The organism is Pseudorhodobacter sp., from assembly GCF_030452865.1.
Taxonomy (GTDB): Bacteria; Pseudomonadota; Alphaproteobacteria; order Rhodobacterales; family Rhodobacteraceae; genus Pseudorhodobacter.
This window is the reverse complement of the sequence record NZ_JAKDLJ010000118.1, coordinates 1-8785: the sequence shown is the minus strand read 5'-3', so window position 1 is coordinate 8785 and position 8785 is coordinate 1. Positions and strand designations below refer to the sequence as shown.

Sequence of the window (8785 nt, the reverse complement as noted above, 5' to 3'; positions counted from 1 at the left end):
GCGATGACCTGCTGTTCGGCGGCGCGGGCAATGACGACCTTGAAGGGCTTTACGGCGACGATACCATCTATGGCGGCGACGGCGACGACCATGTGTTCGGGCGCGATGGCGCGGATCTGATTTATGGCGGCGATGGCAATGACAGCCTGATCGGTTCCATCGGGATCGACACGCTTTATGGTGGTCTGGGCAATGACATTCTGGCGGGCAGTCAGGGCAGCGACCTGATCTATGGCGGCGAGGGCAATGATATCGTCTATATCGGTGTGCCTGCGCCGGGCGATATTGCCTATGACAATGAGGGTGAGGTTCACCTCGACGAAGGCGATGACTGGCTTGACGCCACTGACGCCACGCTGAAATTCGTCGCTTACGGCGGCGATGGCAATGACCTGATGGGTGCCGGGATCGGGGACGACACACTGGAAGGCGGGACCGGCGACGACACGATTTCGGGCGGGGCGGGCAATGATTCCATCCTCGGGGACGCCGGCGATGATGAGTTGTACGGCGGCGACGGGGATGATTTCATCGCAGGCGGTGCCGAAGATGACCGGCTTTCGGGCGACGCGGGCGATGACACCCTGCACGGCGACGAGGGCGACGACCAATTCTCGCTGGAAGACGGCTTCGGCGACGACATCATCCTTGGCGGTGAAACGGCGGAAAGCGATGGTGACACGCTCGATGCTTCGGGTCTGACCGGGGATTCCGTGCTGGACTTGACCGCAGGTGACGCGGCTGACCCGGAAAGCGGCACATTGACCTCCGGCAGCGATGTCGCAAGTTTTGCCGAGATTGAAAACATCGTTCTGGGAGAGGGGAACGACTCCGTCATCGGCTCCACCGGCGATGATGAGGTAACGACCGGCGCGGGGGCCGATACCGTTGACGGCGGTGCCGGGCAGGATACGTTCGATCTGGGTGCCGACGGCGACGGGGATCTTGTGCGGTTTTCCGATGGCGATGGCGCGGATACGATTTTGGGGTTCGATGCGCCGATCACCAACCCGAACGGCAGCTTTTCCGGCGTCGACCTGCTTGATGTATCGGAACTTTATTCCATCCCTGGTCAAAAGGTCACCGTGGCCGATGTGGTGGTCAGCGATGATGGGAACGGCAATGCGGTGCTGACCTTCCCGAACGGCGAAAGCCTGACGATGGATGGCATCAGCCCGACCGCCGCCAGCAACCCGGCCTATCTGGTCGCGATGGGTATCCCTGACACCGGGCCGGATTATATCGTCGAAGGAACCACCGGCGATGACCTGATCGACGATGCCTATGTGCTTGATCCCGAAGGCGACCGCATCGACGCCAATGACAATGCGGCGGGCAACAATGACGACGTGGTGAAGGCCGGAACGGGCAATGACACCGTGCTGTCAGCCGCCGGGAATGATGAGGTTTACGGCGAAAAGGGCGATGACAGCCTCGATGGCGGCATCGGCAACGACACGCTTTATGGTGGTGTCGGCAATGACACGCTGCTTGGGCAAGACGGAAAAGACGATCTGCACGGCGGCACCGGTGATGACGTGCTTTATGGCGGCGCGGGCAATGACACCCTTCACGCTGATGAGGGCAATGACAGCATCTATGGCGGCGACGGCAACGACAGCATCCTTGGCTATGAGGGCAATGATTATGTCGAAGGGGGCGACGGGGATGACTATATCAACACGCGCACCTCTCCCGGCACAGGCGCACCGGATCAGGGCTATCCCGGCTATTATGCCGCCGATACCGACCCGTCAAATGATCTCGACACGGTTTACGGTGGCATTGGCGATGACACGATCCTGACCGGCGATGACGATGATCTGATCTATGGCGGCGCGGGCCGCGATTCCATTGATGCGGGCTTTGATGACGACACGGTTTATGGTGGCGATGACAATGACACCATCATCGGCAATGAGGGCAACGACTACATCGACGGCGGACTTGGCGACGATGTGATCTATGGCGGGCTGGAACTGGGCGCGCCCGATCTGACCATGATCCCGGATGATACCGACCTGCTGCCCGCCAATGGCCTTGATACGATTCACGGTGGCGAGGGCAATGATCTGATCTACGGCATGGATGATGCCGATGAGTTGCATGGCGATGCGGGCAATGACACGCTTTATGGCGGAATCGACAACGACAGCCTTTATGGCGGCGATGGTGCCGACACGCTTTACGGCGACGAAGGCGACGACTTTCTGTCGACCGGAACGAATACCGGGCCGGGGGAAGACGCGGCCTATGGTGGCGCGGGCAATGACAGCATCACCGGCGGCGGCACCGGGGTTTCCGCGCTGTCAGGCGGTGACGGCGATGACACCATCACCGGCAGCCTGAACGGTCATACGCTGGCCTATGGCGGTGATGGCAATGACAGCATCACCGGCGGCGATCTGAACGATCAACTGTTCGGCGATGCGGGTGATGACGTGATCCGTGGCGGTGACGGCGCGGATGAACTGAACGGCGATCAAGGCAATGACACGCTCTATGGTGGCGCGGGTGCCGACTCCCTGAACGGCGGCGATGATCGCGACCTGTTCTTTGGCGGCATCGGCGATATCATTGACGGCGGCGAAGGCGGCGATGACTTTGACGTACTGAACCTCTCGGCGCTGGGCGGGGCGGCGGGAACCAACGTCATCTATGGCGGCGGCAACAATGAGGCGGGCACGGTCGAAGTGCTCGACGGGCTTGGCAATGTCACCGGAACTTTCAACTTTTCCAACATCGAAAGCGTCGTTCCCTGCTTCACGCCCGGCACCCTGATCCTGACCTGCCGGGGTGAGATGGCGGTCGAAGATCTGCAAGAAGGCGACCGGGTGTTGACGCGCGACAGCGGCTATCAGCCGATTCGCTGGGTTGGAAAACGACATCTGAGCCGGCACGATCTGGCGGCAAACCCTGCGTTCAATCCGGTGCGTATCCGTGCTGGCGCATTGGGTGCGGGCCTGCCCGAACGCGACATGACCGTTTCGCCGCAGCACCGGATGCTGATCACCGGCAGCCGGGCCGAGATGCTGTTCGGCGACAATGAGGTTCTGGTCGCAGCGCTGCATCTGGTCAACGACCGCTCGGTGGTGCGGGCCTGGCCGCAGGAGGTGACCTACATCCACATCATGTTCGACCGGCACGAAATCGTGCGCGCCAACGGGGCCTGGACCGAAAGTTTCCAACCCGGAGAGTTGACGCTCGGCAGCATGGACAGCCCGCAGCGCGCTGAATTGCTGAAGCTGTTCCCGCAGCTTGAACAGGGTATGTCCTATCCTTCCGCGCGGATTTCGCTGAAAGCCTATGAAGCGAAGGTTCTGATGCAGCAGGCCTGACCCCGGTTGGGTCTTTTGGTGCGGGCGTCAGGGCTTTTGCCCGGCCCGCCAACGCGCCCAATCTTCGGGGCTGTCAAGATCAGTGATCGCGTGATGATCGGGTAACGGGACGTTGCGCAGGACAGAGGCATGTTCTTGCAGCAGCGATTTCGCCCCGCGATCCCCATGCAAACCAAGCAACGCCGGTCGCAACCATGCGGGGAACAGCACCGGATGCCCGGCTACGCCCGCCATTGTGCAGCCTTGCAGGATCATTCGCGGCGTGGCGCGATGGGCGGTAACAAATTGCTCGAGATCGGTTTGGTCAATCTCCGGCATATCCGCCAGAAGGATCAGCACCGCGCCGGGCGGTGCCGCAGCGATGCCCGCGCGGATGGATGCCGCCAGCCCAAGTGCGGCATCCGCCACCTCGACCAGACGCAGCGGCAAACCGCTGATCGCAACGCGGCGCGCAGGCCGGTCTGGCGGCAAAGTCACCAGAACCGGCAATCCGGTCCCGAGGGCGATCTGCGAGATATGGCGAAGCAGGGACGTTTTACCTATCGTTTCCAGCAATTTGTCTGGCCCGCGCATCCGTCGCGATTGTCCTGCGCCAAGAAGAAGGATGGAAAGGGCAATCGCGGAATCGTTCTGCATGTTGTGCGTCTCCGGCCCGCCGCGTCAGGGTCATTGCGCGGCGATCATAGCACGCGGACCGCCCCGACAAACACCCCCTGACGATTGCGATTGTTGCAGGAGTGAGAACAATGGCCGCGATTGTGCTGCAATATCAAAATCGCATCGGCATCAAATTGACCATTGTATTTTCACGCCTCCTGCCCTTATGGTCACGTCACGCGACGCTGGATGAAAACGACACCAACACCGCGCACAAGTTTTACGCCTTTGCTCATTGGCTGGACCGCTGGTTCGCTGATGCAGGCCAAAGGTGGATCACCGGCCCAAAAGGCCCCTCTTTCGCCCGTCAAGTCATTGACAATACGGGTTTTCATATGGATGCAGCGATGCATTCGGGATAAACCGCGATGCGCCGCGAACAGGTAAAACCGAGCGAGAATGCAAGGCCGCAATGGCCCATTTCCGCTCATCTGACCCGCAGCCTCGCCTATACAAGTCACCACTTCCGCGCACATCGCCTCTCCGGAAATCTTCCGGCGCTTTGGGTGCGGTTGGGTGCCATGGAACATTATGGCCAAGAAAATGCTGATCGACGCCACACACGCCGAGGAAACGCGCGTTGTTGTGGTGGATGGAAACAAGGTTGAGGAATTCGATTTTGAAACCATCAACAAGCGCCAACTTGCTGGCAACATCTATCTCGCAAAAGTAACACGGGTTGAGCCGTCGCTTCAGGCGGCTTTCGTCGAATATGGCGGCAACCGGCATGGCTTCCTCGCCTTTGCCGAAATTCACCCCGATTACTACCAGATCCCGCTGGCCGACCGCAAAGCCTTGCTGGAGGAAGAACGCGCTTTGGCGCGGGCGGAGGATGATGAGGAAAAAGAAAAAGAGAACCGGGGCGGCCGCAATCGGCGGCGCAGTTCCCGGCCACAGGTCGCATCCCCGCGCGATGAGGTGAAAACCGCCGAGATCGGCGCGATGGACGTTGTTGATCTGGAGGAAGACGATAGCGGCGAAGATGCAGGCGCACAACGTGATACCGCAACGCCAGATGCCGTACCCGCAGCGCAACCTGCTGCAGAAAATGCGCCAGAGCATGGCGACGATGATCACACCACCGACATGGAGAGCGACGATGATGGCGCTGCCCATGCGGCCGACCCCGACTCGGAAATCGAATCCATCGCGGATGAGGACGTGGCCGAGGAAATCAGTGCCCCGCGCCGCCCGCGCGCCCGGCGCTACAAGATTCAGGAAGTCGTCAAGGTGCGCCAGATCATGCTGGTGCAGGTGGTCAAGGAAGAGCGCGGCAACAAGGGTGCTGCGCTGACGACCTATCTGTCGCTGGCCGGTCGTTATTGCGTCCTGATGCCGAACACCGCGCGCGGTGGTGGCATTTCGCGCAAGATCACCCAAGCCAATGACCGCAAGAAGCTTAAGGAAATCGCATCGGAAATCAAGGTGCCGGAAGGCGCCGGGTTGATCATCCGCACTGCCGGGGCCAAGCGCACCAAGCCGGAAATCAAGCGCGATTATGAATATCTGATGCGGCTTTGGGAACAGGTCCGCGAGTTGACGATGAAATCCATGGCCCCTGCCGCGATCTATGAGGAGGGCAATCTGATCAAACGCTCGATCCGCGATCTTTACAGCCGCGAGATTGACGAAGTGTTGGTCGAAGGTGTCGAAGGGTATCGGACCGCCAAGGACTTCATGCGCATGATCATGCCGTCGCATGCCAAAGCGGTGCAGCCCTATGAGGATCAGGTGCCACTGTTCGCGCGCTTTCAGGTCGAAAGCTATCTGGCGGGGATGTTCAACCCGGTGGTGCAGTTGAAATCCGGTGGTTATATCGTGATCGGGATTACCGAGGCGCTGGTGGCGATCGACGTGAACTCCGGCCGTGCGACCAAGGAAGGCTCCATCGAAGATACCGCGACCAAGACCAATCTGGAGGCTGCGGAGGAAGTCGCGCGCCAGTTGCGACTGCGCGATCTTGCCGGGTTGATCGTGATCGACTTCATCGACATGGAAGACCGCAGGAACAATGCTGCGGTCGAAAAGAAGCTGAAGGACAAGCTGAAAACCGACCGCGCGCGGATCCAGGTGGGTCGCATTTCCGGCTTTGGCCTGATGGAGATGAGCCGCCAGCGCCTGCGCCCCGGTATGCTGGAAAGCACAACGCAGCCTTGCGCGCATTGCCACGGCACCGGGTTGATCCGGTCCGACGACAGCATGGCGCTGACCATCCTGCGCGCGCTGGAGGAGGAGGGCACCCGCAAACGCAGCAAGGAAGTGCTGCTGCGCGCACCGATTGCGGTGGTCAATTTCCTGATGAACCAAAAGCGCGAACATATCGCCATGATCGAGGCACGCTATGGCATGTCGGTGCGGGTCGAAGGCGATCCGGTGATGATAAGCCCGGATTACAGCCTTGAAAAGTTCAAGACCGCGACCCGCGCAGTGCCAGAGGTTTCGGCCGCAATCTCGGGCAATTCCGCCATGATGGGGGCGCTGCTGGATGACATCGAGGATCCCGAGATCCCGAGTGAGGAAGAAGAAAACGCCGAAACCGACACCGTGCAGACCGCGAATGTCGCTGAACTTGCTGAAGCGGGCGATGGCGGCGGCGAGGGTGGCGACGGCAATGGTCGCAAGAAGCGGCGGCGTCGTCGGCGTCGGCGCGGTTCCGGCAACGGCGGCGAAAATGGCAATGATACCAGCGATCAGGACAGCAGCGACGAAGATGGCGCGGATGATGGCGATGGAAAGCCGGGCGTCACCGGCGTTGTCGTGACTGAGGCTGTGGTTGCCGTCTCTGATGCGGTGGCACCGGAGACCGAGACCGAGGTTGCTGCCGAAGCGCCGAAGAAACGCACCCGCACCCGCAAACCACGCGCCGAAAAACCGGTGGAAGGTGCGAAAGCGGAGGTTTCCGCTGAACCGGTGGCGGAAAGTGCCGCTGCGGAGACGCCAAAGCCGAAGCGCAGCCGCAAGCCAAGGGTAAAGGCGGAGCCGGAGAGTGTGCCGGTCGACGCGACGGCAGCGGCCCCTGCGGTCGAAACGGCGGCAGAGCCGGTCACCAAACCAACCCCGCCCGCCGTGGACCCGGTGGTTGCTGCGGTGGCGGAGCCTGCCCCGGCAGACGCGCAACCCGCCGCGCAACCGCAGGCCGAAACCGCCGCAGTGGCCGAAGCGGAACCGGAGGCGGAAAAACCGCGCCGCCGTGGGTGGTGGAACCTCGGGCGCTGACCGTCCGCACGGGCAGCGAAGGATCGGATCGACGATGGGCGCGGGGTTAACCTGCGCCCTTTCGCGCAACGGAAACCATCGCGCGCGCCCACGCGAAAGTGACAATCTGTCCCGGTGACGGCACCGGGCTTTGCGACTAGACCGGGGCGACAAGCCACGCGGTTTGTTGCGGGCAAGGAAAGGATTTCTCATGGCAGGCATCGACCTTTTCGACGCAGCCCTTTTGCCGTCGATGCTGGTGGCACTGCTTGCAGGCGTTCTTTCCTTCCTCAGCCCTTGTGTCTTGCCGATCGTACCGCCCTATCTCGCGTATATGGGCGGCATCAGCATGGGGGAGATGAAAACGACAACCGCGCGTCGGCGGGTACTTTTGCCGGCGATTTTCTTCGTCCTCGGGCTGTCGACGGTGTTTTTGTTCCTTGGCTTCACCGCCTCGGCTTTTGGCACGTTTTTCCTGCAATATCAGGATATTCTATCGAAAATCTCAGGGATCGTCGTCATCATCTTCGGCCTGCATTTTCTGGGCATTTTCCGCATCAGCATCCTTGACCAGGAGGCGAGGATGGATGCGGGCGATCAGGGCGGCTCCGCCTTTGGTGCCTATCTTCTGGGGCTGGCTTTTGCCTTTGGCTGGACGCCTTGCATCGGGCCGCAACTCGGCGCGATCCTGTCGCTTGCGGCATCGGAGGCGAGCCTGACGCGCGGCACCACCTTGCTTGGCGTCTATGCGCTGGGGCTGGGATTGCCGTTCATTCTTGCGGCGGTGTTCATCGAGCGTGCGGTTGGCGTGATGTCGCATCTCAAACGCCACATGAAGCTGATCGAACGCGCGATGGGGGTCTTGCTGATTGTGGTCGGTCTTGCGTTGCTGACGGGCGCATTCTCGGCCTTTTCCTTCTGGTTGTTGGAGACGTTCCCCATTCTTTCATCCTTGGGATAAAGCCGCACCGCCCCCATAGTTTTGCCCATATTTATCCGCACACTTGCCCAAAGGCTTGCAAGCAGACGCCAGTTCGGGGGTAGGTGTGAGAGGTAACAAGGATGTGGGCACAAAACATGGCACGGGCGCTGAACCTGACACGCGCGCCTGTGCTGCCAGCGGAAGAAAGCAAAGCTGTGGCGGTTGAGACGAAAAAGTCGGTGCGGCTGCGGCGGATGTTCTACATCCCCGGCTACGACCCGTTCCATCCGCGCCGCTACCGCGAACTTTACCGCAGTGAATCGCGGGCGCAGGCGGCGATTTCCGGCTACCAGATCGGGTTGAAACCAAAGGCCAAAGGTGGCCCCTATGGTTGGCGGGTGGAGCGGGAGACTGCCGAAGGCCAGACCCGCACGCAGGTTGATGTTCTCGTCTGGTCCGACATCGTGAAGGAGTCGATGGCAACAGGGATTGTCGCGACTTATGGTCAGATGCTGAAAACCGCCTGGACTTATATCGGATCGGGGGCGCTGTTTCGGCTGATGCGCTTGCGCAAAGGGCCGGTGATCGCGGCGCTTTATCCGATTGTGTTCTTGTTGGTGCAACTGATGCTGGCAGCCTTGGTGTTCGGCGGGGTGTGGGCGGCGATCACCCG

The 8785-nt window shown here is 60.9% G+C and carries 5 protein-coding genes and 1 pseudogene; 5 read left to right on the top strand and 1 reads right to left on the bottom strand.

All coding sequences use genetic code 11. The annotated features are described in order from the left end of the window. On the top strand, positions 1-3338 hold a 3338-nt coding region (locus tag L0H65_RS08935; protein WP_301458525.1), incomplete at its 5' end, for a Hint domain-containing protein. 27 nt (positions 3339-3365) lie between these two features. Here L0H65_RS08935 and L0H65_RS08930 read toward each other — a convergent pair. Next, positions 3366-3974: a nucleotidyltransferase family protein gene (locus L0H65_RS08930; protein WP_301458524.1), complete on the bottom strand. Its 609-nt coding sequence runs from the start codon at positions 3972-3974 to the stop codon at positions 3366-3368. A gap of 110 nt (positions 3975-4084) precedes the next feature. On the opposite strand from L0H65_RS08930, the gene L0H65_RS08925 reads away from it, so the two are divergent. From L0H65_RS08925 to L0H65_RS08910, 4 genes and pseudogenes are all read left to right on the top strand, one after another. After that, positions 4085-4357, top strand: coding sequence for a hypothetical protein (locus L0H65_RS08925; protein ID WP_301458523.1), 273 nt, complete (start codon positions 4085-4087; stop codon positions 4355-4357). 169 nt (positions 4358-4526) lie between these two features. Next, positions 4527-7211 (top strand): ribonuclease E/G, encoded by a 2685-nt coding sequence (locus L0H65_RS08920; RefSeq protein WP_301458522.1) that lies wholly within the window; start codon positions 4527-4529, stop codon positions 7209-7211. A gap of 190 nt (positions 7212-7401) precedes the next feature. Next, positions 7402-8151: a cytochrome c biogenesis CcdA family protein gene (locus L0H65_RS08915; protein WP_301458521.1), complete on the top strand. Its 750-nt coding sequence runs from the start codon at positions 7402-7404 to the stop codon at positions 8149-8151. A 215-nt stretch (positions 8152-8366) separates the two neighbouring features. Continuing rightward, a pseudogene (locus L0H65_RS08910) lies at positions 8367-8785 on the top strand (hypothetical protein); the annotation flags it as partial.

Bases quoted from the DNA above. Each gene is read 5' to 3' on its own strand.
- L0H65_RS08920 (WP_301458522.1), top strand. From the start codon at position 4,527: ATGGCCAAGAAAATGCTGATCGACGCCACACACGCCGAGGAAACGCGC.
- L0H65_RS08925 (WP_301458523.1), top strand. From the start codon at position 4,085: ATGGCCGCGATTGTGCTGCAATATCAAAATCGCATCGGCATCAAATTG.
- L0H65_RS08930 (WP_301458524.1), bottom strand. From the start codon at position 3,974: ATGCAGAACGATTCCGCGATTGCCCTTTCCATCCTTCTTCTTGGCGCA.
- L0H65_RS08915 (WP_301458521.1), top strand. From the start codon at position 7,402: ATGGCAGGCATCGACCTTTTCGACGCAGCCCTTTTGCCGTCGATGCTG.